The organism is Providencia manganoxydans (assembly GCF_016618195.1).
In the GTDB taxonomy this organism is placed as follows: Bacteria; Pseudomonadota; Gammaproteobacteria; order Enterobacterales; family Enterobacteriaceae; genus Providencia; species Providencia manganoxydans.
Genome location: NZ_CP067099.1, coordinates 3,149,054 through 3,175,872, shown reverse-complemented (window position 1 = coordinate 3,175,872; position 26,819 = coordinate 3,149,054). Strand labels below are relative to the sequence as shown.

Here is a 26,819-nt window from a genome sequence, read left to right as displayed (position 1 = left end):
TACCGTTAATTTAGACCTTCCCAATCGCTTCAGAACAGAATATTAATAAAAAAATTTCCATTTTGTGAAGTATCACTAATCATTAGCTGATTAATCCAACTCACTTATTTTTATATAAATTTCACTCTTCAACAGCTAATTTTCTCGTTCTAGTATAATTTAGACATAAAAAAATGTCTGAAAATATAAATTCTACTTGCGATTTGGTATCGATCATGGATATCATTTGCCTTGTAGAATAAATGAAACCGAGTTCCATAAAATGGAACTTTAAAAAATATTAAAGCCAATATAAACTCAACAGCAAAGATCCACACAGCAGGAATACTAAATGGCGAATAAAACGGGTGAAGATTATTCTCTGGCTCGAGTACCTTTCAGTGCTCGTCGGCCGTTCTATGAAGTACTAATAATCCGAATTGGCTCACTTGCCTGTGTTTCACAGGTGATGTTAGGTGCAGCTCTCGGTTATGGGCTGACTTTTTGGCAAGCGTTTTGGGCCACAATGCTAGGTTCAGTGATTTTACAAGTTGTTAGCTGGGCACTAGGTGCGGCCGCGTGTCGTGAAGGAATGTCAATCAGTCTACTGTCACGGTGGTCTGGGTTTGGTAAGTTGGGCTCTGCTTTAATTGGTGGCGCAATCGCGATTTCACTGATGGGCTGGTTTGGCGTACAAAACGGTTTCTTTGCGGATGGAATGTATAAAGCGACGAATGTGCTAACACCAGGGACTTGGTCGCTTATTACAGGCATTGCGGTGACTGTTATTACAGTATATGGATATCGATTTTTATCTATTACTGCGAATATCTCAACGCCGCTATTTTTACTTGCATTAGTTTGGGCCACCTATAATTTGCTTTCAGGGCAGGATATTGGTGCGCTTATTAGTAGTACTGAACCATCAGGGCCTCTTATGACCATGCCCGCAGCGATTACCATGGTTGCAGGTGGGTTTATTATTTCCGCTGTTACAACGCCCGATATTAGTCGTTTTATGAAAAGCCCAAAAGAGGTTTTCTGGATGACTCTTATCGGGACTTTTTTTGGTGAGTTGTTAGTCAATATGATTTCTGTATTGATGGCACTTGCGTTGCATACTTACCAAGTATTTGATTTGATGATGACTTTAACAGGTTTGATTGGCGCATCAATTGTTATCTTTTCAACCATCAAAATGAATGATATCAACCTTTATTCATCATCATTAGGGTTTTCCACATTACTTAACGCTGTATTTAATAAGAAGTTTGATCGTCGTTATCTGACTTGGATTATTGGTATCTTGGGTACTATTGCTTCAATGTTAGGTATTTTAGATAACTTTATCGGTTTCCTAATCTATTTAGGCATCGCTATTCCACCGGTTGCTGGCATTATGGTGGTTGATTACTACTTATTGAAACGTGACCGTAAAGAGTTAGATATCACTAGAGCTAAAGGTGAACTCCCCTCAATGTGCGAAGCGTTTAATCCAATAACATTAGTTGTTTGGGGAATTGCTGTTGTAGTGGGGTGGCTAAGCTCTGCGTTAGGTCCTTTTAATACCGATTTTGGTGTGCCTGCACTTAATTCACTGTTGGTCAGCGCTGTTCTTTATTGGATTGCGATGCGTTGGCAAGCTCGAATTAAAGGCGTCGATACGGTGCAATTCCGTAAAGTTAATCATTCAGATTAAGGGTGAGGGCAATGAACCAAAACAGTGTGAAAGTTGCGCTTGCGCAGTTTAATTCAATGCTTGGTGACAAGTCAGGAAACTTACAACGGATGGCAGATTTTTGCCATCAGGCGGCAGAGCAAGGCGCTAAGCTAATTTGTTTCCCTGAATTGGCGACGACCGGCTATCGTGGTGATCTGTTGTCCACAAAACTCTGGGATCTTAGCGACAGCGTAGGTAGCGAAACCTATCAATTATTGAGTTCTCTTGCGACAAAATTAGATCTCACCATAGTGAGTGGTTTTGCTGAGCGGGGAACATACCTCGGGGAAGTTTACAATTCAGTGGGCGTTTGGACTCCCGGTTGCCATGAAATTAGTGGAGTCTTCCGTAAAGTTCATGCATTTGGTATTGAAAAACAGTGGTTTAATAGCGGAAATAGCTACCCTGTATTTGATACTCCCATTGGCAAAATTGGTGTCATGATTTGCTATGACATGGGATTCCCTGAAGTTGCACGTATTTTGACCTTGCAGGGAGCAGAAATACTGATTGCTCCTTCAGCATGGTGTATTCAGGATAGAGACATGTGGGATATTAATACCGCTTGCCGTGCGTTAGAAAATGGTTGTCATCTTCTTGCGGTTAATCGCTGGGGGAACGAAGGCGACCTACACCTGTTTGGTGGGAGTAAAGTACTTGGCCCTCGGGGACAAGTGCTGCATGAGGCAGGCTACGATAGCGAACAGCTATTGATAGGCGAAGTAGACTTTCAGGTTCAAGCACATACTCGCTTGAACATACCTTATTTGAGAGACCGAAAACCACATAGCTATCAGCAATTAGTACAAGCTCCTCAGTCTATGGGTGAACCATGAGTATTCTCTCAAGCGTTGTAGATGTCTATCGTTTATTTCTTCGTTCAGGCGATGAACTGACGGTAACGACTTTAGTCAATGAGTTAGGTATGCCTAAAAGCTCGGCCTCACGTTTATTAAAGCAAATGGCAGAGTACGGCTTACTCGAAAAGAAAAGTGATGCGCCTGTATATCGCCCAGGTTTAATTATTATGGAATTGGCTCATCGTGCTAGAGGAATGAATCCACTCATAGATATGGCACTTGAATCACTTGATCAATTAACCAAAGAAACAGGATTTACCACCTATGTTTCTTTAAGGGATAAAGACAAAGTTAGAGTGGTCCATGCACGTATTGGCAATAGTTTACTTCAAGTGATCACTCAACCGGGTACTAAATTACCTATAGCGGGTACCTCAACAGGAAAAGCATTATTAGCGCGCAACTCATTGAGTGAGCGTGAAATGATTATTTGCCAAGAGCCTCAAGATAAACAAGATAAGTTACGTCAAGAGTTAAATCAAATTGAAGAACGAGGTTGGGCTTATTCAATTAATGAATCTGTGGCGGGGGTTGCTTCTGTTTCGAGCACCGTTTATGACCCTTCACAAGGCACATTGTATGCATTGTGTTTGAGTTTGCCAGCGTCACAAATTACACCTGAATTATTAGAGCAGTTAGCTTCTAAAATATGTCATAAAGCATCCTACCTTGGCAGTATGGTGGGGGATCCTTATTGGCTGAAACGCAGTACCGAATTATAAGCCGTATCGAGTCATAAAAAATTATCAAATATAAATATTTGTAGTATGCAAATAGACTTTAAATAATTCGAGATGCAGGTAGGCGACAAGCGAAATTGTCGTAGGTGCATAGATAAACTATGTAACTCGGTTAGTTAAGCATAGTCACCGTACCTTAATAAATAGCTTTGTATCTTGAAATATGGCAGGTCTAGGCGCCTTCACCAGGAAAATAGTCAGTTCAATATCTGTCATCACTCTTTTATTAGGGTGATGGCTGGTATTGTTCTGAAAGTAGTAAAACCAAGGGAAAAATATGAGTTTAAAACAGACCCTGTGCGCTTACGAATTGATCGACAGCGCCGCTGTTAGTGGGGATGATATCGTTGCCTTGTTTAAGAATTTCACCGCAATTGAAGTATCTTCAACCACTGTACAAGATGAGAAAGGCCAAAGTGATTTTGTTCGCATTGTCATTCCAGGTTCCCAAGGGAAACGACAAGGCAAAAATGCGCCGACATTGGGTATTATTGGCCGTTTAGGCGGCATTGGTGCAAGACCCTCTCGGATAGGTCTTGTGTCAGATGCAGATGGTGCGATTGCAGCAATTGCAACAGCATTGAAACTTGCGAATATGAGAGAAAAAGGGGATATCTTGCTAGGAGATGTGGTTATTACGACCCACATTTGCCCAACAGCACCGACACGTCCTCACTCGCCAGTTGATTTTATGGATTCGCCGCTTAACGACGAGACCATGAATAAGTATGAAGCAATCCCTGAAGCAGATGCTATTTTGTCGGTTGATACAACAAAAGGTAATCGACTAATTAATCATAAAGGCTACGCGTTATCACCAACGGTCAAAGAGGGCTACATTCTGCCTGTTTCAGAAGACTTAATTCGTTTAATGGAATGGAGCAGTGGACAATATGCGGTGACTTTTCCACTGGCGGTACAAGATATTACGCCTTATGGGAATGGATTACACCACATCAATAGCATCATGCAGCCGTCTGTATCAACTCAAGTGCCAGTTGTTGGTGTCGCAATTTGCGCTCAAACAGTGGTACCTGGCTGCTCAACAGGGGCAAGCCATGAAGTCGATATTGCTGCATCCGTGAAATTTATGATTGAAGTGGCAAAAGAGTTTGGGAATGGTGATTGTCAATTCTATGATGAGGAGCAATTCGCCTTGCTTAAATCACTTTATGGCGATGTCTCTTTCTTGCAAACTCATGGACTTTAACAATTTGACGGTAAGTTATTTGAAGTACAGTTAAGTGATAAACGAGTGAACGTAGTCACTGTACTTTAATAACAACTCCCAACGACAATTACCTTCATTTGAAGTGTCATCATTAAATTAAAAATAGTCACAGCTAGTCGCCCAAGTCATACAAATGTATGATTATTAAATTGAAAAGCAATTAGCTGTGCTCTATTAAACTGAGTTATTCTTGAGATGCTATCTCTGCACTTGTATTATTTACCGTACTGCTTTCAATCGGAATGATGAGATTGGCATGGTTCCCTTTAGGGCCAATATTAATACTAAAATTAACTCTCTGACCAGCCTTAAGCGTCCTGTAGCCATCCATTTGTATACAGGAGTAATGAGCAAAGATATCCTCTCCCCCATTTTCAGGGCAGATGAAACCAAAGCCTTTGGCATTGTTGAACCATTTAACTGTACCTGTCTCCATACATCGTCCTTCGTATTTACAAGTTGTGTTTGACATAAATGCGTAATTGCTACGCATCGACTAAGTATAATTACTCATGTTGACTGTCTGCAAATCATACTGTAGTGAATTGACTTAGTTCGTCAAGAGGTCAGTTTACGGATTTACAGTGAAGTGATAAAAATTTGATATGGCTAACGCTCTCTCTTTTGTAACTTTTGAAGTTGATCACAAAATATTGGGCATATGGGTTATTTTAAATTGCGTGTTACACTGTCAATATGGTGAATCAACAATTGATAGAATAAATGATTCTTACCGTGTTTTAGTGTTATCGTGATTAATAGAAATCATTGATAATAAAGACTATGCTTAATTGAACTTTAACTCTGAGCACGACAAGTAATGAGCGATTTTTTTGGTACATTTAAAACAGACATCATTTTTAAAGATGAAGTGGAGCAAGTTTTACAGCCTCCCTCAATGTATAAGGTTCTATTAAATAATGATGATTACACTCCAATGGATTTTGTTGTTGAAGTGTTACAAAAATACTTTTCTTTTGATGAAGAACGCGCTACACAGATAATGTTAGATGTCCATTTTCAGGGGAAAGGGGTTTGCGGTATTTTTACAGCAGAGGTTGCAGAAACAAAAGCAGCACAGGTGAATACCTACGCACGCGAACATGAATATCCTCTGCTTTGCACGATAGAAAAAGTGTAATTGGCTTAATATCAATTTTGGGAGGTGCTTATGCTCAATCAAGAACTGGAGCTTAGTCTAAACGTCGCATTTGCAAAAGCGAAAGACAATCGACATGAATTTATGACCGTGGAGCACCTATTGCTGGCGTTATTAAGTAATACGTCTGCTCGTGAAGCACTAGATGCTTGTAAAGTTGATCTTGTTGTCCTTCGACAAGAGCTTGAGCACTTTATTGCGCAAACCACGCCCTTATTACCAGAAAATGATAATCGTGATACTCAACCGACGTTGAGCTTTCAACGTGTTTTGCAGCGCGCGGTATTCCATGTGCAATCATCGGGTCGTAGCGAAGTGAACGGGGCGAACGTGCTGATTGCGATATTTAGTGAGCAAGAATCACAAGCTGCTTATTTATTGCGTAAACATGATGTCAGCCGCTTAGATGTGGTGAATTTTATCTCCCACGGCACGATTAAAGGTGAGGATAGCTCATCTCCAGAGCAAGATGCATCTAGCAATCAGGCTAATAATGAAGAGCAGCCTGTCTCTGATGATCATATGGATAATTTTACGACCAACCTTAATCAACTGGCTAAACAAGGGAAGATTGATCCATTAGTTGGGCGTCAAGCTGAGTTAGAAAGAACCATTCAAGTTTTATGCCGTCGCCGTAAAAATAATCCATTATTAGTGGGTGAGTCAGGGGTAGGTAAAACCGCTATTGCAGAAGGACTAGCATGGCGTATTGAGCAAGATGATGTCCCTGAAGTGATGAAAGGTTGTACGCTCTATTCATTAGATATTGGCTCATTACTGGCAGGAACAAAATATCGCGGTGATTTTGAAAAACGTTTTAAATCACTGCTAAAAATGCTGGAAAAAGACAGCAAAAGTATCCTGTTTATTGATGAAATTCATACTATTATCGGTGCTGGCGCGGCTTCCGGTGGGCAAGTTGATGCGGCGAATTTGATTAAACCATTATTATCTGGTGGGCGTATTCGAGTTATTGGTTCAACCACTTATCAAGAATTTAGTAATATTTTTGAAAAAGACAGAGCACTTGCTCGTCGCTTCCAAAAAATTGATATTGTGGAGCCTACCGCAGAAGAAACAGTTCGTATTATTAATGGTTTGAAACCGAAATATGAGTCTCATCATGATGTACGTTATACCGCTAAAGCCATTCAGGCTGCGGTAGATTTATCGGTTAAATATATTACAGATAGGCACTTACCTGATAAAGCGATCGATGTGATTGATGAAGCTGGTGCTAGAACGCGTCTAATTGCTCCTAGCAAACGTAAGAAAACGATCGGGGTTCCTGAAATTGAGTCAGTGGTTGCACGTATTGCAAGGATCCCAGAAAAAACGGTCTCTTCTAGCGACAAAGATCGTCTGAAAACGCTTGATTCTCGCCTGAAAATGTTGGTATTTGGGCAAGATAATGCCATTGCTGCATTAACTGAAGCGATTAAAATGAGTCGAGCAGGTTTAGGGCAAGAGCATAAGCCAGTAGGTTCGTTCTTGTTTGCAGGTCCAACAGGGGTTGGTAAAACAGAGGTTACCGTTCAGTTATCGAAAGCTCTTGATATTAAGTTATTGCGCTTTGATATGTCTGAATATATGGAGCGACATACGGTAAGTCGCTTAATTGGTGCACCTCCAGGCTATGTTGGCTTTGATCAAGGTGGTTTATTAACGGATGCGGTGATTAAGCATCCGCACTCTGTTGTACTGCTTGATGAAATCGAGAAAGCACATCCAGACGTATTTAATATCTTATTGCAAGTGATGGATCACGGCACACTGACAGATAATAATGGCCGTAAAGCGGATTTTCGTAATGTGATCTTGGTGATGACAACCAACGCAGGGGTGCAAGAAACACAGCGCCGCTCGATTGGTTTTGCCGAACAAGATAATAGCACTGATGCGATGTCTGAAATTAAGAAAACGTTCTCACCAGAGTTTCGTAACCGCCTGGATGGCATTATTTGGTTCAATTCGTTATCAATCGAGATCATCACGCAAGTCGTCGATAAGTTTATCGTTGAATTACAAGCTCAATTAGATGAAAAAGGTGTTTCAATTGAAGTGAGCCAAGCAGCACGCCGTTGGTTATGTGAAAAAGGTTATGATAAAGCGATGGGAGCCCGACCTATGGCTCGTGTGATCCAAGATAACTTGAAAAAACCACTCGCAAATGAATTGCTATTTGGTTCGTTAACGAATGGTGGTTCGGTCAGTATCGGGCTTGATGAAAAAAGTAATACACTGACGTATAACTTCAGTAGCGTACACAAGGCCTCTCCGGAGGATGCGGTATTCTAAACAATTCGAGGTGCAGCTAGGCGACAAGCGAGTGGAACGCTAGAAGCAAAGAAAACTAAGTGACTGGCGTGAGTCAACGTAGTCACTCTACCTTAACGAAAGCGCTGCCGCTGCAACTTGATATATGCCGAATATAGACCACAGGTGTGTTGTGCGTGCACACCACCTGTGGCTGTATCAGGCCCTGCCTGAAGTGATAGGATCAGCGGCTACGGAAAATGATACGGCCTTTGCTCAGGTCGTATGGGGTTAACTCTACAGTTACCTTGTCGCCTGTTAGGATGCGGATATAGTTTTTACGCATTTTGCCAGAAATATGAGCAGTCACCACGTGACCGTTTTCCAGTTCAACACGGAACATTGTGTTTGGCAGGGTATCCAATACAGTGCCCTGCATTTCAATATTATCTTCTTTGGCCATCTAATCCTCTAAGTCTAATAACCATGATTTTTAACGGGCAAGATAATGCCCAAAAACCCTCACTAAGTAAAGAAATGTCGCATTTTAAAGCGATTTTTCTTGAGTAGTAAGTGCATAAAATAACTAAAAACCAAAATTCATCACGTGAATAGTGGTGATATTTCAATCGATTGCGGTAACCAGCAGGCGGGATCAATCGCTTTGTTACGCCACCGATAAAGAATATGTAAAAAATCCCGACGGGATATTTCTTTTGCGCCTAATGAGGCGGTGTGGTGGTTAAGTACCTGACAATCAAAAAGCTGCCCATTATAGCGCAAAAAATGAAAATAGAATGTAATAAAAGCAACTTTAGATGCATCATCCATTCTACTGAACATAGATTCCCCACAAAATAGGAGCCCCATGTTCACGCCATATAGGCCGCCAACCAGCTCTTCACCATACCAAGCTTCTACAGAATGTGCGATACCTTGTTGGTGTAGACCCTGATATCCCGCGCGTACTTCAGGTAAAATCCATGTCCCTTCTTGGCGTATTGAGCAAGCTTCTATCACATCATTGAACGCGTGGTTAATGGTGACGCGATATTTTTGCTTTTTCAATATTTTTTTCATGGTACGGCTGATGTGTAATTCTCCGACCATTAAAACGGCTCGTGGATCAGGTGACCACCATAACGGCATTTCACCAGGGTTAAACCATGGGAAAATACCATCGTAATAGGCTGCCTTAAGACGTTCAGGCGATAAATCACCACCAATAGCTAATAAGCCATTAGGCTCCCGCATTGCCTCATGGACAGGCGGGAACAAGATAGAATCATCATCAAGTTGGTACATGATGAACCTCAAACAGCCTGTTGTTGCAAGTGACGTTGGCGAAATTGGAAATAGCGGCCTTTTGCCTCTAAAAGAGCTTGATGTGAGCCTTGCTCAACAATTTCACCGTTATCCATTACACAAATCATATCCATATTTTCTAGGCCTTGCATGCGATGAGTGATCACAACTAAGGTTTTATCCGCACATTTCTCTTTCAGTAATGTGAGGATCTGTTGTTCAGTTTGTGCATCAAGCCCTTCAGTTGGTTCATCCATTAAAATTAATGGCGCATCATGCAATAAGGCTCTGGCAATCCCTAAACGGCGCTGTTCTCCACCGGAGAGCTGTCTACCGCCTTCACCCATCCAAGCATTTAGCTTTTGTTCATTTTCCAGTAGATTACCAAGACCAACTTGTTCTAACACTTCATGAAGTTGTTTATCTGTCGCTTTATCATTTGCAAGCAACAGATTATTGCGCAATGTATCACTAAACACGTGCACCCGTTGAGGTACAACAGACATGATAGAACGCAGCGCTTGCTCGCTGTAGTCGCTGATATTGTGCCCATTAAGCTTTATTGAGCCACTGTTAACATCCCATGCACGGGTGAGTAACTGTAATAAGGTTGATTTACCGCAGCCCGTTTTTCCTAACAATGCAAGGTGTTGGCCTTGTTGTAGTGTAAGAGAAACATGATTTAACACAGCGAATGGCTGTTCAGGGTAGGTAAACGAAATATTGTCCACAACGAGGCTATCTAACTGAGTTAGCGAAAGCCCTTCGGCTGCAAAGGTCACTTCAGGTTTAGCGTCGATCAGCTGCGAAACACGCTCTGCGGAAGCAATCACTTGGCCCATATGTTGGAATGCTACGGCGACAGGCCCCAGTGTTTCGAAGGCTGCTAAGGCACAAAAAACAAATAAAGCAATAAGTGCGCCGGGGTTGGTATTACCACCGACGTGATCTGCCGCCATCCATAAAAGCAATGTTGCCGTGAAGCCTGAAGCAAACAAAATGATCGCTTGAGACAAGCCTGTAAGATCTGCTTGCTGTTGCTGGCGGACTTGCCATTGGCTCTCAATATTTGACAATGTTTGACGAAAGCGAGGTAGGGCGCCAAATAAAGTGAGTTCTGCTTGGCCCTGTAGTGCGGATGTCAGTACTGTTCGGTAGTGAGCACGTAATGCGGTTAATTCTTGACCAATAGGCTTACCTGCACGGTAAAACACAAAAGGTAGAGTAAACAAGAGAAACAGCATGACACAACCAAGTGTCCACGCTAAGCGAGGATCAAGAAAACTTAGCCCAAAAATAAGCACGAAAATAACCACAAATGCGGCAAAAATCGGCGATAAAACGCGTAAGTATAGGTGGTCTAACGTCTCAACATCGGCAACAAGGCGATTAAGAATTTCTCCTTGGCGGAACCGGCTAATCCCTCCGGGAGACAGAGGAAGAATTTTACTAAAGGCGAATACGCGTAAATGCGCCAGTACCCGAAATGTGGCATCGTGGCTGACTAGGCGTTCTGCATAGCGGCCAGCAGTACGGAAAATCGCAGCTCCACGTACGCCAGCGGCCGGTAGCATATAGTTAAAATAATACAGCCCCGGAAAGCCTGCGATTGCTGCACCCGCAAGGAACCAACCTGATAAGGTTAATAAACCAATACTTGCGAGCAAAGTTACAATGGCTAAGATCATACCTAATAAGATCAAAAACCAATGGCGGCGATAAAGTGCTAAAAAAGGTAATAGAACTCGCATTATCAAAGCTCCTCACTACGGTGAGCCAATAAACGGGCAAATGGCCCTTCACATTGACTCAATTCTGCATAATGACCACGCTGTATTATTTGCCCATTGGACATGACCCAAATTTGATCATAATTAACGGTTTCTTCAAGTAAATGGGTCACCATGATTGTGGTTTGTTGCTGGGCTAGCTGGTTGAGAGTATGCATAACACGTTGCTCACTATGAGCATCAAGACTGGCTGCGGGTTCATCTAAGAGCAGAATACGCGAAGGTTTTAATAGCGTTCGTGCAACGGCCACTCGTTGTGCCTGACCTACGGACAGCCTCGCTGCATAGTCACCTAAACGGGTGTTTAAGCCATCAGGTAACATAGGCAAAAATTCAGCAACATAGGCATCTCTTATTACTTGTGCTATTTCGGCCTCAGTTGCATCAGGTTTACCTAAACTGATATTTTCAATCAGTGTTTGCTCTGGTAAATGTGGGTTTTGACCAACCCAGCCAATTAGCTCACGCCATTTTTCGCTACAGAGCTGGTTAAGTTCATCACCGTTAATTTTAATCGAGCCTTGATAAGGTAAAAAACCTAACAATAAATTCAGTAAGGTGCTTTTGCCTGCACCACTTTGACCAACGAGTGCGATACGTTGTTGAGGTTCGATGGTGAAATCTAGAGGGCCAACCAACCGCTGCCCATCGTGAGAGAAAATCTCTAATCCCTCAGCTTGAATACGGATAGGAGCATTTTGCGGTGTTTTGTTGCCCATTTCCGTTTTTTGTTCGCTATCACTTTCCAGCAAAGTCACTAAGCTTTCAGCGGCACCAACAGCTTGTGCTTTGGCATGGTAATAGGTACCTAAATCGCGTAATGGCTGGAAAAATTCAGGGGATAAAATCAAGGCAAGGAAGCCAGCAAATAAGGTTACGGGTAAACCATAACTACCAAAGCTTAATTCACCGAGGTAGGAAAAACCAAAATAGACAGCAACAATTGCAATTGAAATCGATGCGAAAAATTCTAAAACCCCAGATGAAAGGAATGCCATACGCAGGACTTCCATAGTTCTTGAACGGAAGTCTTCAGTAGATTCACGAATTTGGGCAACTTCTGCTTTTTCCCGAAAGAATAGACGTAAGGTATCTAACCCACGTAGCCTATCTAAAAAGCTACCGCTGAGGCGACCTAAGGCGATAAAGTTGCGACGGTTAGCGTCAGCAGCGCCTAGCCCAACTAACGCCATAAAAATAGGGATAAGAGGGGCGGTAGCAAATAAGATCAATGCCGCAGCCCAGTTAAATGGGAAGATGGCAATTAAGATCATAATTGGAATGATACCAGCAAGGTACATTTGGGGCAGGTAGCGAGAGTAGTACTCCTGCATATCTTCTATTTGTTCTAGAACAATGGTTGCCCAGCTCCCCGCCGGTTTTCCTTTTACCCAGACAGGGCCTAAGTCTTGTAGCTTATTTAACACCTGTGTACGTACTTCTTGGCGTACCACTTGACCACAGCGAAAACCAACTCGCTCTCTTATCAAGGTCACCAGAGCGCGTAGCACAAACACCACTAACAGTAATATAAACGATGTTACTAACTGTTCTCGGGGAATATGTTCCATAATCAGTGCTTGTAGTATGACCGCTAAGAACCAAGCTTGCGCGATTATCAGTAAGCCACTCACAACGCCTAATAGCATAGAAATGCGTAACCAGCGTTTTGCTGACGTACTATGCTGCTTCAACCAACGTACCAATTCAGTCTGTCTTGTTTTATCCATAATGATTAGTGTGCAGGTGTAGTTTTATTGAGAATGTACCGCGCGCTAAACGTACGGCAACTTGAAGATCAACGAGCACGACGAGTATAGCAGCTTCTTTCTCATTTGTTACATAATAAAAGTCTGTTATTAAATTAGTACAGTGAGTTGTTAGTGAATTGTTTTTTAAAGGTAAAAATATGGTTGTGAGATAGGTGAAATGCATTTCTGCAAAAGGATAGATTATTTTTTAGTATGATTTCATCTTATTTAGAAATATCAAATTTCTTGAATATTATTTAAATAATAACCCATATAGATTATTTTATATTTTAGTAAAACAGGTGACCTTAATTAATAATAAGGTCACCTGAAAACGCATATTTATTGTGGAATAATTTGTCGCCACTCTTTAGGTTTTAAATTAAATTGCCCATCTAATAATTTTTGCCAAGCTTGATCGCGTTCTTCTACTGATTGATAGTGATTAGCTTGTCTATCGACAATGGACCACGTGTCATGCTTTTCTTGCCAGATAATGCAATCAAAGCTACCACTGTCCTCTGATGCGTAGCACATAACCACATCATCTTGCCCGTCTTGGTTAGCATCAGCCATAAAACCCAGACAGTTGTATGAGTGATAAAGAGAGATACAGTAATATTCATGCTCTTTGTCTTCCATATCCCACCAACTCTTCGGTAGCTCTGCACTATTTTTAGCTAGAACCAAAACGTCTTCGAGTGATTTTTTAGGCTCATCACCATAGGAACTGTGCTCAAGTAATTTTTTGTATTCAGGATTTGATTTGAGTTTTTTAAGTGCTTGCTGACCATTAGGACCTAGCTCATCTAAATCATAGGCTAGCATCGAATCAACTTTGATTTTGCCATTGTCGATACCGGATAAAATACTGTTTAAAGTGATGCGTTTAAAATCAGCGATAGGGCTATTGATCACAAGTATTGTGCCAATTAACCCCAGTAAACCAAATTTGTTTATGGTGCCGAGTGAAAATATCCAATGCGTTCTTTTACGTAGTACGGCAATACTGTAAGCAAAGATAATAATGGCTAAAAATAGTGCAATTGTGAATGCATAGAGTCGCTCTATACTCCAGCTGTATTGGTTAACGCGAATAAGAATGCCGTAAATCGACAGTAGAGAGAAAAAATTAAGTAGCAGAACGCTAAACAGCACAAATGGATTTAACCATGCAGAGAATTGGTATGGCTGTGTTCCATTACCATACACTAAGTTAATTAAAATGATATTCAGGATCAAAAACCATAGCATAGCCGCAGAACCAAGGCCGGTGGCATTCATTCCTGTGAAATAGGAAAATATAAATCCAATCACAAAGACAATCGCGATAATATGTAAAATGATCAGGAAAAAACGAGCGATATAACTAATAAATTTACCAAATTGAAGCTCAAAGGTAGAACGTAAAAAAATCAGACCAATGTTAAAGCCAAGCGTAAACCCAGCCCATAATGTTAAATCATTACTGAGTAGCTGACTCAGTGATGACAAATTAACAATTTTGAATAAAAAATTGGCCAGTAAAATTAAGGTAACGAGTAAGCCCCCAATGGCTGAAGCAAAGATACCGAGTAGGGTGTTTTTAATGTAAAAGCCCATTAAACATGCATAATCAATTTTCCATGTTTTTTCGAGCTGACGCATTTGCATCCAAGGTAATAAAAAAAACAATAGGACAATCAAAGTCGTAAAGGCAATAAAGGGGCTCGCATCAGTACTGGACTCACTGTGTCTTGCGTGCCAAAGACTAATCCAGATTGTCAGTAAAATAATAATTAAGATATTAAGATAGAAAATCGCTGATTTAGCATTGGTAATGAGATAACTAATAGCGGAAGGAACAAATACAGCGAGCAATAATGGCAGATAAATAAATTGACCACTAAGGCCGCTTTCTTGCCTAACAGTGTAATCGGTAGAGTACAAAATAATTACGGATTGTAAAATGGCAAATAGAGCAACAACAATATAGGCATAACGGCTGATAGGCTCTTGCTGTCCCATGTGGGGTCCTTTCAAAATTGAATTGTGATAATCCCAAAATTATAGCGGGTGCAATAATAAAGCCTATAAAGTTACTCTGAAAAAGTGGAATAATTAGGAAAAGAAAAAGGCACCGTGGATGACGGTGCCTTCAGACTGCGGATAAACGTATTATGTTTGATACCTGACTGAATTAAATAGCGATAGAGCTATTTAGTATCACTTAAGCCATCAAGGTAGCGTTCTGCGTCCAGTGCAGCCATACAGCCTGTACCCGCAGAGGTAATTGCTTGACGATAAATATGATCCATAACATCGCCTGCTGCGAATACGCCTGAAACCGAAGTTTGTGTCGCATTGCCATGAGTTCCTGACTGCACAGTAATGTAACCATTTTCCAGATTTAGCTGACCTTCAAAGATGCCTGTATTTGGGCTGTGGCCAATAGCAATAAACGCCCCCATCACTTGCAGCTCTTCAGTTTCATCTGTTTTGGTGCTACGCAAACGTACACCAGTAACGCCCATATCATCGCCTAGCACTTCATCAAGGGTACGATCAGTATGCAGGACAATATTACCGTTTTTCACTTTATCCATTAAACGATCAACGAGGATTTTTTCGGCGCGGAAACTATCACGGCGGTGAATTAAATGAACTTCTGATGCGATATTCGACAGATACAGTGCTTCTTCAACTGCGGTATTACCACCGCCAACCACTGCGACTTTTTGGTTACGATAGAAAAAGCCATCACAAGTTGCACAAGCAGAAACGCCACGTCCTTTAAACGCTTCTTCTGATGGTAAACCAATATAACGTGCAGATGCACCTGTTGCGATAATTAAAGCATCACAAGTATATTCAGTTTCATCGCCAAACAAACGGAAAGGGCGCTGTTTAAGATCCACTTTATTGATATGATCTGAAATGATTTCAGTTTGGAATTTAGTCGCATGCTCATACATACGATCCATCAAGCTCGGCCCTGTAAGACCTTCAGGATCCCCCGGCCAGTTTTCAACTTCAGTGGTTGTTGTTAACTGACCACCTTTTTCCACCCCAGTAATCAGCGCTGGACTCAAATTTGCACGTGCAGCATAAACCGCCGCTGTGTATCCTGCTGGCCCTGAACCCAAAATGATTAACTTGCGATGTGTGGCTGTGCTCATGAATACCTCGTTTTTAATCCAAAAAATAGCAATAATGGGATTGTAGGAGAATTGGCTAGTTAAAAAAAGGGATTTAACGGCTAACTCGATTGTGATTAGCCTATTTTTGCGATAGACGATAGTCATTAAAGTGAAAATTTACTGTGGCAAGCATGTCCACATCACATGGCATAATTTTTAGGAATATTCTTGAAACCTGCCGGCGAAACGTTTGAATAGAAAAAAAAGCGAAATCTTGTACTGATTTTTATTCATTTGCTTTGACAATCGGCTGTGCATTTGCGAAAACATCTATGTAAGAGTTAATTATCTAGCAGGCCAATGTAAACGGTGCATTTTTGTTCTTGCCGGAAAGTTAACTTTACAACACTTATAACTTAACAAACAGGTAATCATTGTGGACAGGTTTTCTGTTCACGCCGATTTCAGCATTGCGCATAAAATTTGCTCCTGAACACGAATACCTAAATAAATAAAGTATGAGCGAGGATGGTGCTGTTTTATAGGTGTGGAAAATAACAATTAGAGAAAGAGAGATAAAGAGATGATTGACAATAAAAAGCGTCCAGGAAAAGACCTTGACCGTATTGATAGGAATATACTTAACGAACTTCAGAAAGATGGACGTATTTCGAACGTAGAATTGTCTAAACGTGTTGGTCTATCACCAACGCCATGTTTGGAACGTGTTCGTCGTCTGGAGAGACAAGGGTTTATTTCTGGTTATACCGCATTACTGAACCCTCACTACTTAGATGCATCACTATTGGTTTTCGTTGAAATTACCTTAAACCGCGGTGCGCCAGACGTATTTGAACAGTTCAATACTGCGGTTCAAAAACTGGAAGAAATTCAAGAGTGTCACCTTGTTTCTGGTGATTTCGATTATCTGTTGAAAACGCGTGTGCCAGATATGTCCGCTTACCGTAAATTACTTGGAGAGACTCTACTGCGTCTGCCGGGTGTAAACGATACTCGTACATATGTAGTTATGGAAGAAGTTAAGCAAAGTAACCGTCTGGTTATTAAAACACGCTAACAGCCTTCGATAGTCTCATTCTGCACAACATTATTTTTTGTTGTCGCACTGCAGTTTCAACGCTGAGTTTACTCAGCGTTGTTCCGTTTTAGGGGCAAACCCGATATCGACAGTGATTTTCTCTAACTAAGTTTCTACAAGACAGTGGCAAATCGCGATGACTTTTTCTGAAAACATCTCAAATAAGCTGAACTTTTGATTTCAATATATTGATATTAAAGGTATAAATAATTAAGATTTTTAACGTTAAATAGAAATTGAATCCTCTACTGTAAGATGAAATACTGCATCTTACAGTGTCTACAGTCGTTTAGTTTGCCATAGAGGCAACAAGTCACGCATAACAAGGTGATTGGTGTTAGAATGACTTTGACTATTCCGCTAATCATCATTGCGAAATTGCGAGTTTTTGTTAATTCATCTCGATATTGGTGACACCATCGGTCAGAAAGTAAAGAAACAGTAATGAGCCAAGAATATACAGAAGACAAACACATTCGGTTTAAAAAACTCAGTAGCGGAAGACGGCTACTTGAGGTCATTTTGCTTGCTATTTGCTTAAGTGCCATTTTCTTAATGGTGGCATTGGTCAGCTTTAGCCCTTCTGATCCTAGCTGGTCACAAACCACATGGAATGCGCCAGTCAAAAATTTAGGGGGAAGTGTTGGTTCATGGAGTGCAGATATCCTCTTTTCTGCATTTGGAATATTAGCTTTTGCTATCCCTATTTTATTGCTATTAGGCTGTTGGACAATTTACCATTATGAGAGCCAACGTCGTTATATCGATTTCTTTTCGCTTTCATTACGGTTGATTGGTGGTTTAGCGCTGATTTTATCCTCATGTGGGCTTGCCGCACTGAACTTTGATGATTTACCAAACTTCTCTTCAGGAGGGGTGATAGGCAGTGTCTTCAGTAATGCAATCATGCCATGGTTTAATTCATTAGGGGCTACGCTGGCGTTGCTATTTTTATGGGCGATCAGTTTCACACTATTTACGGGATGGTCATGGCTCACCATTGCCGAAAAAATTGGGGCTGCGGTATTAATCCCATTAACATTAGTGACCAATCGCGCACGCGGCGACGATAATGACGATTATGAAGTCGAAGAGGCTGAAGATGCCTTACAGCGAGCTCAAGAAGCTGAACGTCAAGCGCTGGATGACATGCAGGCTGATGATGATGTGCTCTTTTCAGCACCCACAATTAGTGAGTTAGCATCGTCACAACAAATAGAGACTGAAGAACTTCCGACAGAAACTGCCCCCGTTGAAATTGTCACACCAACAGCATCTGCAACACCAGCAAGCACCGCAGAGCCAGAAGAGGAACTACCTTCGTTCTCTGCTATTGAGCAGCAAGAGGCTTATCATTTTGAAGTGCCTGATGACTATCAGCCTGTTTTATATGACAGAGATTATCAATTTAAAAATGTTGAGCCTGAGCAACCGGTAGCTCAAGCCCAAACTGAGACTTATACTCATCAGCCAACTGCAAATGAGAGGGTAAACGAAAATGTTCGTCACCCAGTCAATGATAGTCGAGACCAAACAACGCATTGGGAGACCCCGAGCCACCAGCCATCGGCATCAATAAATAGCCAAGGTAGTGAAACTGCAACGCCTTCAATGCCAACTTCATCTGTTAGCGATGCAGTGGTACAAGCAAGTGGTCAATCGGTAGCTGATAGGTTAGCGAATCCAGCAGCATTAGCTGCCGCAGGTATCTCAGTTGCTGCACTCGAACGCCATGCACAGGTGAAACAAAACCTTGAGCCTGAATTACCTCGGCCAAATCCTGTGCGTTTACCAACGCGTAGAGAGTTGTATGGGATCCGTATTCCATCTCAGCGCGATGCGGAACTACAGCGTCGTAAAGAAGAAGCAGAACAACGTGAACAAGTTTATCAGCAATGGTCTGCGACTGATGACAAAACTCACCAACAACAACAGGATGATGCTGAGCAAGAAAATATGCTTAGGGAGCAGTTCTTGCAACAACAGCGCGAACGTTATGGGGTAGAGGAAGATGGAGCAGAGGAAGATATACATAATGAGCTCGTTGAGCCTACATCTTCCTTTAGTGCGCAGGTTCAGCCACAATCTGAAACTATTGATCCTGTGATCCCTAGCTATACACAACCAGAAATTGAGCATCGTTGGCCTTCTGCTGCATCACCGACCGAGCAGGTAGAACCGCAAACTCATCAGTTTAAACATGTTGCACATGACTTTTCTGCACATGATGAGAACGAAGAAGCTGATTATCGCGTTGAGCCTAAGTTTGATTTTAGTGAACATATCTCTGTTTTAGATAGCTTTTCACCTGTTGATGATTTGGTTAATGATGAGCCCGCAGATCCTTTATTTATGCCATCATTTAGTGCAACGGCGGTATCTAATCCACCAAGCCATCCTCAAGGAGAAGATTTTAATAGAAATGTGACGTCTGCACTGGATACTTCAGCTAGCCAAGGTCACACTTTTACGCCGCAACAGCCGCAACAGCCGCAACAGCCGCAACAGCCGCAACAGCCGCAACAGGATAGCTTATTCCACCCATTCTTAGTGCGTAACGACCAACCGTTGCCTAAGCCAACGACCCCGATGCCATCGCTCGATCTATTGACTAGTCCTCCTGCACAAGAAGAACCTGTCGATATGTTCAAATTAGAGCAAACGGCTCGGTTAATTGAGGCTCGTTTAAATGATTATCGCGTTAAGGCTGAAGTGGTTGGTTTCTCTCCGGGGCCAGTTATCACGCGCTTTGAGCTTGATTTAGCCCCAGGGGTAAAAGCGGCTCGTATTTCAACGCTATCTCGCGATCTCGCGCGTTCACTTTCAACCACCGCAGTAAGGGTAGTTGAGGTGATCCCCGGCAAGCCTTATGTAGGGCTTGAATTACCTAATGAAAAACGTCAAACCGTTTATTTAAGAGAAGTATTAGATTGTGAGCAATTTAGGCACAATCCATCGCCATTGACGATGGTATTAGGTAAAGATATTGAAGGTGATCCGGTTATTGCTGATTTGGCTAAAATGCCTCACTTATTAGTCGCAGGGACAACGGGGTCAGGTAAATCCGTCGGGGTCAACGCGATGATCCTGAGTATATTGTATAAATCTAAACCTGAAGACGTACGTTTTATCATGATCGACCCGAAAATGTTGGAGCTTTCAATTTATGAAGGGATCCCGCATTTGCTCACTGAAGTTGTGACGGATATGAAAGACGCGGCTAATGCATTGCGTTGGTGTGTCAATGAAATGGAACGTCGTTATAAACTGATGTCAGCGTTGGGTGTACGTAACCTTGCGGGTTACAACGATAAAATTAAAGCAGCCGAAGAAATGGGACGTCCAATTCCGGATCCACACTGGAAACCAAGTGACAGTATGGAAATGGAACATCCAATGCTGAAAAAAGAGCCCTATATTGTGGTCATGGTGGATGAGTTTGCGGATCTGATGATGACTGCGGGTAAAAAAGTGGAAGAACTGATCGCTCGACTGGCACAAAAAGCACGTGCGGCGGGGATCCACTTAGTATTAGCCACTCAACGTCCATCGGTTGATATCATTACAGGTTTAATTAAAGCGAACATACCAACACGTATTGCATTTACTGTTTCAAGTAAAATTGACTCACGTACCATTCTTGACCAAGGTGGCGCTGAATCATTATTAGGTATGGGGGATATGTTATATCTGCCACCTAACTCATCGATTCCTGTGCGTGTGCACGGTGCCTTTGTGCGTGACCAAGAAGTTCACGCGGTGGTAAATGATTGGAAAGCACGTGGTCGCCCACAATATATCGACAGCATTACAAAATGCAGTGAAGAAAGTGAAGGTGGCGGGTATGATAGCGCTGATGAAGAACTGGATCCCTTATTCGACCAAGCGGTAGAATTTGTGGTTGATAAACAGCGCGTGTCAATTTCAGGCGTTCAGCGCCAGTTCCGTATTGGTTATAACCGTGCTGCACGTATTGTTGAGCAAATGGAAGCACAAGGTATTGTTAGTGAGCCGGGGCATAATGGTAACCGAGAGGTACTTTCTCCGCGGCAAGCTGATTACTAGTCAAGGGCGTAATATCTATTAGGTACCAACAGAAGGTCTTTGTTCGATGAAAAAAATGATGTTATTGGGCGCTTTAGCCTTGAGTTTACATATCGGCTCAGTACTCGCAGATGCAAGTCAAGATCTTCAGGAACGACTGAATAAGGTCAATAGTTTCCACGCGAGCTTTTCGCAAAAAGTGACCAGCCCTGAAGGTGATTTAATACAGGAAGGCGTTGGTGAGCTTTGGTTGCAGCGACCTAATTTATTCAATTGGAATATGACCTCACCTGATGAAAGTGTATTAGTTTCAGATGGTAAAAACTTATGGTTTTATAATCCTTTTGTCGATCAAGTCACGGTGACTAATTTAGCTGATGCGACACAAGACACGCCATTTTTATTAATTACTCGTAACAATCCATTAGATTGGAAACAGTATTCAATCATTCAACAGGGTAATACGTTTGATTTGAAGCCTAAGCTGACCAATGGCACATTAAAACGTTTCTCAATTACCGTTTCCCCTGAAGGGACCATTGAGAAATTTGCGGCTGTTGAGCAAGATGGACAAACCAGTGCCTATCAGTTGAAAGAACAGAAAAATGGTAGCGTCGATAAAAGTAAATTTACTTTTACAGTACCGAAAGGCGTGACATTGGATGATCAACGCTCAGGTGGTAAATAAGAGGAAATAGTGGGTAACCTGTCTCTCGATTTTTCACAAAATGAATTTCAACCTTTGGCCGCACGTATGCGTCCAGAGGTACTTGAACAGTATATAGGCCAAAAACATTTATTGGCTGAGGGTAAACCGTTGCCGCGTGCGATAAAAGCGGGCCATTTACACTCAATGATTTTGTGGGGGCCTCCGGGGACAGGTAAGACGACATTGGCTGAAATTATTGGCCATTACGCCCAAGCGGATATTGAACGTATCTCTGCGGTCACTTCCGGTATTAAAGAGATACGCGAATCCATCGAAAAAGCACGCCAAAACCGCAGTGCAGGTCGTCGAACTATTTTATTTGTCGATGAAGTTCATCGCTTTAACAAAAGCCAGCAAGATGCTTTTTTGCCTCATATTGAGGATGGTACGATCACTTTCATTGGTGCTACGACAGAAAACCCCTCTTTTGAACTCAATTCTGCACTATTGTCACGTGCGCGAGTGTATCTACTCAAATCTCTCGATGTTAGTGATATCGAAGAGGTGCTATTACAAGCAATGGGTGATGCACAGCGTGGCCTTGGTGGACAAAATATCATCCTACCTGACAGTACTCGTAAACTTATCGCTGAATTGGTTAATGGCGATGCTAGGCGCTCGCTTAATCTACTCGAAATGATGGCTGATATGGCGGAAAGTGATAGCCACGGTCAACGGGTGCTTACTGCTGAATTGTTAAAAGAGGTGAGTGGTGAACGAACAGCGCGTTTTGATAACAAAGGCGACCGTTATTACGATTTAATTTCGGCGCTACATAAATCAGTGCGTGGCTCAGCACCTGACGCTGCTTTGTATTGGTATGCACGTATTATTACCGCCGGTGGTGATCCTCTGTATGTTGCTCGTCGCTTGTTAGCGATTGCCTCTGAAGATGTGGGCAATGCAGATCCACGAGCGATGCAAGTGGCTATTTCAGCATGGGATTGTTTTACTCGAGTGGGTCCTGCTGAAGGTGAAAGAGCGATTGCTCAAGCAATTGTTTATTTAGCTTGCGCACCTAAAAGTAATGCAGTTTATACCGCCTATAAAGCTGCATTATCAGATGCACAGATGCAGCCTGATTATGATGTACCGGCTCATTTGCGTAATGCCCCAACTAAACTGATGAAAGAGTTGGGTGCAGGCAAAGGGTATCGCTATGCACATGATGAAGACAATGCCTACGCTGCGGGTGAAGTGTATTTCCCTCCTGAAATGCAGCAAACTCAGTATTACCACCCAACAAATCGTGGTTTAGAAGGCAAAATAGCCGAAAAATTAAACTGGTTAGCGCAGCAGGATCAAAATAGCTCAACAAAACGCTATCGCTAATGTGGGCAATGCGGTAAGGTTATAAAGCAATATTTTTTTATAAATTTTAAGCCGCTGAAATACTATACTCTAAATAATTCGAGGTACAGTTAGGTGACAGCTAAATGAGCCGCTAGGCGCATACATAAGTATGTAACTAGCGCGAATGAGCCTAGTCAACGACATGAAGTATGACGAGTATAAACGGTTTGAAATGGTGTGAAGAGAATAACGCCGGAGTGCGTTGTATCTCATTTGGATATTTACTAACAATAATCACAGGATAAGCATGCTCGATCCCAATTTACTGCGTACGGAGCTAGACGCGGTTGCTGAAAAACTGGCTCGCAGGGGTTTTACCCTTGATGTGGAAAAGCTGCGTGAATTAGAAGAACGCCGCAAAGTTTTACAAGTTGAAACTGAATCCCTGCAAGCAGACCGTAACTCGCGATCGAAAACCATTGGTGCCGCTAAGGCACGTGGTGAGGATATTGAGCCTCTGCGTCAGGAAGTTAACCTGTTAGGCGAAAAATTGGATGCTGCTAAGCTCGCATTAGATAAGCTGCAACAAGAAATCCGTGATATTGCACTAAGTATCCCGAATATGCCTGATGATGCTGTTCCTGATGGCAAAGATGATTCAGATAACGTCGAAGTTGCTCGTTGGGGTGAGCCTCGTCAATATGACTTCGAAGTTAAAGATCACGTCAGCCTTGGTGAGTTAGCGGGTGGGTTAGATTTCCCTGCTGCGGTAAAACTGACTGGTGCACGTTTTGTGGTGATGAAAGGGCAAATTGCTCGTTTACACCGTGCATTGGCACAATTCATGTTGGATTTACATACTGAGCAGCATGGTTACCAAGAGCTGTATGTTCCTTATTTGGTTAATCATGACACCCTGTATGGTACCGGCCAATTACCAAAATTTGGGGAAGATCTATTCCATACTAAGCCACTGGAAGAAGAAGCTGAAAGTACTTATGCATTGATTCCAACAGCAGAAGTACCAGTGACTAACTTAGTGCGTGACGAAATTTTAGATGAAGATGTTCTACCATTAAAAATGACGGCACATACGCCATGCTTCCGTTCAGAGGCTGGTTCTTATGGTCGTGATACGCGTGGTCTGATCCGTATGCACCAATTTGATAAAGTTGAATTGGTTCAAGTCGTTCATCCAGAAAAATCGATGGAAGCATTAGAAGAGTTGACTGGCCATGCGGAAAAAGTGCTGCAATTACTGAAGCTACCTTATCGTAAAGTCATTTTATGTACAGGTGATATAGGTTTTGGATCTCGTAAAACCTACGACTTAGAAGTCTGGTTACCGGCTCAAAATACTTATCGTGAGATTTCATCATGTTCTAACATGTGGGATTTCCAAGCTCGCCGTATGCAAGCTCGCTTCCGTAGCAAAGGTGATAAGAAAACTCAGCTGGTTCACACTTTGAATGGTTCAGGCCTTGCTGTAGGTCGTACTTTAGTTGCGGTACTGGAAAATTACCAGTTAGCAGATGGCCGTATTGAAGTGCCAGAAGTATTACGTCCGTATATGAAAGGGCTAGAGTATATTGGTTAATTAATTCATATTGGATTAATTACAAATAAAATCGCCACTAAAAAGTGGCGATTTTTTTATATATTAAAACTCAATTAGCTAATAATTGAATTTTGTTGTGATGCTTGGTTATTGCTATGTGTTTGAGCAAAGAACAGACTGCGATAGCTAGTGTAGTAACCGACATACATAATAGGGAATGTGATTAACAGACCTAGCCCTAATGGAATTGCGGAAATGAACATAATAATTGCCAAGACAACAAAGAATAGGATACCCGGCAGAATGTTTTTGCTAACCGCTTTTAGGCTCGCAGAGATAGCTGCACCTACTTTAAAATCATGATTCATGATTAATGCAGGAGCAAACCAAGTCATTGCAGCGCCAACTAAACCAGCAACTGCCATAATAACAAAAATATAGAAGAATGAACCACTTAGAGCCATAATTGTTTCAGGAGAAACTTGGCCACCTTGACTCATTTCTAACATGATGCTAAGTAATGCTGTGCCACCAATCATAATAGCAATAATGCCACCGATTAATGAAATACCGAAATTAATCGCACCTACAGCAAATAGAGCGCCGAATTTTTGTTGGAACCCAGCAAATAATAATCCGATTTCAACTTCACCTGTTTTGCGTTGTTTTTCACTAATCGCAATAATGCCACCAATTAAAATTGGGGTGATAAATGAAACGAAAAAGTTGATAAATGGGATCATCGATACAACCAGTATAACGGCAAAGAAAATAATGTTGATAAGAACCCACATACCTAATTTTTCTTTCACCATTGCCCAAGCTTGGCTGATCCAATTAATCCCTTCGCCAGCATCTACAGCACGCGGCTCAGTAAGAAAAATTGAAGTATCAACTTGATTCGGTTGGTTTTGAGAAGGAACCGGTGCATTTTGTGAATCGAAATTTTCACTATTCATGATCTAGTATTAACCCGTAATTTATAGAGAATTAGCAATATATTATTATTGAAACTAGTTTAGTTAAAAAAACAAAAAATCAAAATATAGATAACAATTTATTATGCAAATAAATTCATATCATTCAAAGCAGACTATTCTGGTAACTGCTTTATTGTATGTATCTTCTTGTCAGACAAAAATAAATTAGGTTATCTTTTGAGAATAGGATATTGAAAAGAAGGAAATAACTATTATTTTTGAATAGATAAAATATATTATCTGGATTGATTTGTACGATGAGAAGTAGGAAGGTCAGATAAAGGAATGACTTGTTATGGAAAATCACGGCTCTATACCTTAATAGAGCCGTAATACTTAACTAATAGAGGACTTTGTGACCATAGCTCTCAAGGATGTTTTTAACGCGTTCCATCACCTCTTTTGATGGTGGTTTAACACCATCTAACTTGTACTCTTCACCCATAGTTTCCCATTTGTGTTTGCCTAATTCATGGTATGGGAGTAGCTCAATTTTTTCGATATTTTTCATGTCTTTGGTAAATTCACCAAGTAAATGCACAGAGTGATCATCATCGCTCCAACCCGGAACGACAACATAACGAACCCATGTTTTTTGATTGCGTTTAGCAAGGTAGCGGGCGAACTCAAGTGTACGATGGTTAGACACACCGACTAATGTTTGGTGGATTTCATCATTGAGTTGTTTTAAGTCGAGCATGACTAAATCAGTGACTTCCATTAGCTCATCGATAACCGGATCATAGCGGCGAACAAAGCCATTCGTATCGAGGCAAGTATGGATATTTTGTGCTTTACAAGCTCGGAACCAGTCGCGAACAAATTCAGCTTGTAGAATAGCTTCTCCGCCAGATGCGGTGACGCCACCACCTGTTGCATTCATAAAGTGGCGATAGGTCACCGCTTCTTTCATTAATTCATCAACGGTAACGATTTGGCCTGTATGGGTATCCCATGTATCGCGGTTATGGCAATACATACAACGCATTAGACAGCCTTGAAAGAAGACGATAAAACGGATCCCCGGTCCATCGACGGTTCCACATGATTCAAACGAGTGGATACGACCAAGCGTCGCTGGTGGTGAGGTTGTTGAAATATCAAGAGTTGGGATGGTTGTTGTAGTTGTCGACATAGCAGGAACTCCAAAAATATCCGTCATACTTCAAACCGCAGAAGGCTGGTTATATTCAACTATCCGAATCAATACTCACGTAGACTCATGG

At 41.8% G+C, this 26,819-nt stretch carries 20 protein-coding genes; 11 read left to right on the top strand and 9 right to left on the bottom strand.

Translation table 11 applies throughout. The features are described 5' to 3' along the window. The first annotated feature begins 331 nt into the window (after positions 1–331). The 4 genes from JI723_RS14370 to JI723_RS14355 all read left to right on the top strand — a co-directional run bounded on the left by JI723_RS14370 (position 332) and on the right by JI723_RS14355 (position 4,509). Positions 332–1,678: a purine-cytosine permease family protein gene (locus JI723_RS14370; RefSeq protein WP_070924921.1), complete on the top strand. Its 1,347-nt coding sequence runs from the start codon at positions 332–334 to the stop codon at positions 1,676–1,678. Positions 1,679–1,689: 11 nt separating this feature from the next. Then, on the top strand, positions 1,690–2,535 hold the full coding sequence (locus JI723_RS14365; protein WP_070924920.1) for a nitrilase-related carbon-nitrogen hydrolase: 846 nt from the start codon (positions 1,690–1,692) through the stop codon (positions 2,533–2,535). Continuing rightward, positions 2,532–3,281 carry an IclR family transcriptional regulator gene (locus tag JI723_RS14360; RefSeq protein WP_070924919.1) on the top strand — a complete coding sequence of 250 codons (750 nt, stop codon included), beginning with the start codon at positions 2,532–2,534 and terminating at the stop codon, positions 3,279–3,281. Before JI723_RS14365 ends, JI723_RS14360 begins: the two co-directional genes overlap by 4 nt. A 295-nt stretch (positions 3,282–3,576) precedes the next feature. After that, positions 3,577–4,509 (top strand): DUF1177 domain-containing protein, encoded by a 933-nt coding sequence (locus tag JI723_RS14355; protein ID WP_070924918.1) that lies wholly within the window; start codon positions 3,577–3,579, stop codon positions 4,507–4,509. A gap of 205 nt (positions 4,510–4,714) precedes the next feature. Here the strand turns inward: JI723_RS14355 and cspD are convergent, their stop codons facing one another. Continuing rightward, a complete protein-coding gene (gene cspD / locus JI723_RS14350) occupies positions 4,715–4,966 on the bottom strand; it encodes a cold shock-like protein CspD (protein WP_140180524.1) in 252 nt (83 codons plus the stop codon). 384 nt (positions 4,967–5,350) lie between these two features. On the opposite strand from cspD, the gene clpS reads away from it, so the two are divergent. Both clpS and clpA read left to right on the top strand, forming a co-directional pair. Next, positions 5,351–5,671 (top strand): ATP-dependent Clp protease adapter ClpS, encoded by a 321-nt coding sequence (gene clpS, locus JI723_RS14345; protein WP_070924917.1) that lies wholly within the window; start codon positions 5,351–5,353, stop codon positions 5,669–5,671. 30 nt (positions 5,672–5,701) lie between these two features. Beyond that, positions 5,702–7,987 carry an ATP-dependent Clp protease ATP-binding subunit ClpA gene (gene clpA / locus JI723_RS14340; protein ID WP_272581017.1) on the top strand — a complete coding sequence of 762 codons (2,286 nt, stop codon included), beginning with the start codon at positions 5,702–5,704 and terminating at the stop codon, positions 7,985–7,987. A gap of 202 nt (positions 7,988–8,189) precedes the next feature. On the opposite strand, the gene infA is transcribed toward clpA, so the two are convergent. The 6 genes from infA to trxB all read right to left on the bottom strand — a co-directional run bounded on the left by infA (position 8,190) and on the right by trxB (position 15,949). Then, positions 8,190–8,408, bottom strand: a complete 219-nt coding sequence (infA, locus tag JI723_RS14335) for a translation initiation factor IF-1 (RefSeq protein WP_004244560.1) — start codon at positions 8,406–8,408, stop codon at positions 8,190–8,192. Positions 8,409–8,548: 140 nt separating this feature from the next. Next, positions 8,549–9,250: a leucyl/phenylalanyl-tRNA--protein transferase gene (gene aat / locus JI723_RS14330; protein WP_272581016.1), complete on the bottom strand. Its 702-nt coding sequence runs from the start codon at positions 9,248–9,250 to the stop codon at positions 8,549–8,551. 8 nt (positions 9,251–9,258) lie between these two features. After that, on the bottom strand, positions 9,259–11,001 hold the full coding sequence (gene cydC, locus JI723_RS14325; RefSeq protein ID WP_140180522.1) for a heme ABC transporter ATP-binding protein/permease CydC: 1,743 nt from the start codon (positions 10,999–11,001) through the stop codon (positions 9,259–9,261). A gap of 2 nt (positions 11,002–11,003) precedes the next feature. Next, positions 11,004–12,770: a heme ABC transporter permease/ATP-binding protein CydD gene (cydD, locus tag JI723_RS14320; RefSeq protein ID WP_272581014.1), complete on the bottom strand. Its 1,767-nt coding sequence runs from the start codon at positions 12,768–12,770 to the stop codon at positions 11,004–11,006. A 363-nt stretch (positions 12,771–13,133) separates the two neighbouring features. Continuing rightward, entirely contained in the window at positions 13,134–14,798 is a 1,665-nt protein-coding gene (locus tag JI723_RS14315; protein WP_272581013.1) for a DUF7057 domain-containing protein, read from the bottom strand. A 188-nt stretch (positions 14,799–14,986) separates the two neighbouring features. Beyond that, the gene (gene trxB / locus JI723_RS14310; protein WP_337979530.1) at positions 14,987–15,949 is read right to left on the bottom strand and encodes a thioredoxin-disulfide reductase; all 963 of its coding nucleotides are present in this window, start codon (positions 15,947–15,949) and stop codon (positions 14,987–14,989) included. Positions 15,950–16,493: 544 nt separating this feature from the next. On the opposite strand from trxB, the gene lrp reads away from it, so the two are divergent. The 5 genes from lrp (at position 16,494) to serS (ending at position 24,652) form a co-directional block, all read left to right on the top strand. Further along, the gene (gene lrp, locus JI723_RS14305; protein WP_004918089.1) at positions 16,494–16,988 is read left to right on the top strand and encodes a leucine-responsive transcriptional regulator Lrp; all 495 of its coding nucleotides are present in this window, start codon (positions 16,494–16,496) and stop codon (positions 16,986–16,988) included. 465 nt (positions 16,989–17,453) lie between these two features. After that, positions 17,454–21,074: a DNA translocase FtsK 4TM domain-containing protein gene (locus JI723_RS14300; protein ID WP_337979529.1), complete on the top strand. Its 3,621-nt coding sequence runs from the start codon at positions 17,454–17,456 to the stop codon at positions 21,072–21,074. A gap of 46 nt (positions 21,075–21,120) precedes the next feature. Then, positions 21,121–21,741, top strand: a complete 621-nt coding sequence (gene lolA, locus JI723_RS14295) for an outer membrane lipoprotein periplasmic chaperone LolA (protein ID WP_337979528.1) — start codon at positions 21,121–21,123, stop codon at positions 21,739–21,741. Positions 21,742–21,750: 9 nt separating this feature from the next. Next, positions 21,751–23,094 (top strand): replication-associated recombination protein A, encoded by a 1,344-nt coding sequence (locus tag JI723_RS14290; RefSeq protein WP_070924910.1) that lies wholly within the window; start codon positions 21,751–21,753, stop codon positions 23,092–23,094. 268 nt (positions 23,095–23,362) lie between these two features. Beyond that, positions 23,363–24,652, top strand: a complete 1,290-nt coding sequence (gene serS / locus JI723_RS14285; protein WP_272581008.1) for a serine--tRNA ligase — start codon at positions 23,363–23,365, stop codon at positions 24,650–24,652. 74 nt (positions 24,653–24,726) lie between these two features. Here serS and JI723_RS14280 read toward each other — a convergent pair whose 3' ends face one another. Further along, a complete protein-coding gene (locus JI723_RS14280) occupies positions 24,727–25,572 on the bottom strand; it encodes a BPSS1780 family membrane protein (RefSeq protein WP_070924909.1) in 846 nt (281 codons plus the stop codon). 361 nt (positions 25,573–25,933) lie between these two features. Beyond that, positions 25,934–26,728 (bottom strand): pyruvate formate lyase 1-activating protein, encoded by a 795-nt coding sequence (gene pflA, locus JI723_RS14275; protein WP_070924908.1) that lies wholly within the window; start codon positions 26,726–26,728, stop codon positions 25,934–25,936. Positions 26,729–26,819: the final 91 nt, after the last annotated feature.